This is a genomic window from Agromyces sp. P1_H4 (assembly GCF_056405255.1).
Genome location: NZ_JBFUCL010000573.1, coordinates 1 through 1,043, shown reverse-complemented (window position 1 = coordinate 1,043; position 1,043 = coordinate 1). Strand labels below are relative to the sequence as shown.

Sequence of the window (1,043 nt, the reverse complement as noted above, 5' to 3'; positions counted from 1 at the left end):
TCCTTGTTGGGGTTCGCACGCAGGTCGAGGCCGTCGTCGGCGGTGAGGAGCACTGCGTCGAGCAGGTCCTGGATGCCGATGTTCTCCCGAGCCGACACGTCGACGAACATGACGTCGCCGCCGTACTCCTCGGCGACCAGGCCGAACTCGGTGAGCTGCTGGCGCACCTTGGCCGGGTTGGCGTCGGGCTTGTCGATCTTGTTCACCGCGACCACGATCGGCACGTTGGCCGACTGCGCGTGGTTCAGGGCCTCGACCGTCTGCGGCATGATGCCGTCGTCGGCCGCGACCACGAGGATCGCGATGTCGGTCACCTGTGCACCACGGGCACGCATGGCGGTGAACGCCTCGTGGCCCGGGGTGTCGATGAAGGTGATGGCCCGCTCGATGCCCTCGTGCTCAGTGTGCACCTGGTACGCACCGATGTGCTGCGTGATGCCGCCGGCCTCGCCCGCGACGACGTTCGCGTTGCGGATGGCGTCGAGGAGTCGGGTCTTACCGTGGTCGACGTGGCCCATGACGGTGACGACCGGCGGGCGGATCTCGAGATCCTCGTCGGTCTCGTCCTCGAGCTCCTGGTCGAGGTCGATGTCGAAGCCCTCGAGGAGCTCGCGGTCCTCGTCTTCAGGCGAGACGACCTGGATCTTGTAGCCGAGCTCCTCGCCGAGCACCTGGAAGGTGGCCTCGTCGAGCGACTCCGTCGCCGTGGCCATCTCACCGAGGTGGAACAGCACGGTCACGAGCGAACCGGGGTTCGCGTCGATCTTGTCGGCGAAGTCCGAGATGGACGCGCCACGACGCAGCCGGATGACGGTGTTGCCGTCGCCGCGGGGCACGCTCACGCCGCCGAGCGACGGAGCCTCCCGCATCTCGAATTCCTGGCGCTTCGTGCGCTTCGACTTGCGGGCCTTGCTCTTGCCGCCACCGCGGCCGAAGGCGCCGGCCGTGCCGCCGCCGGGTCCACGACCACGACCGCCGCCGCCCGCGGGACGCGGGCCGCCGAAGCCGGTGCCGGGAGCACCGCCGGGACGCTGGAAGCCGCC

Annotated in this window: 1 protein-coding gene; it reads right to left on the bottom strand. The window is 69.5% G+C overall.

What is annotated here, in order from left to right; translation table 11 throughout:
* Nucleotides 1-1,043, bottom strand: a 1,043-nt coding sequence (locus AC1DY2_RS20065; protein WP_476764017.1) for a translation initiation factor IF-2, incomplete at both ends; no start/stop codon positions are given.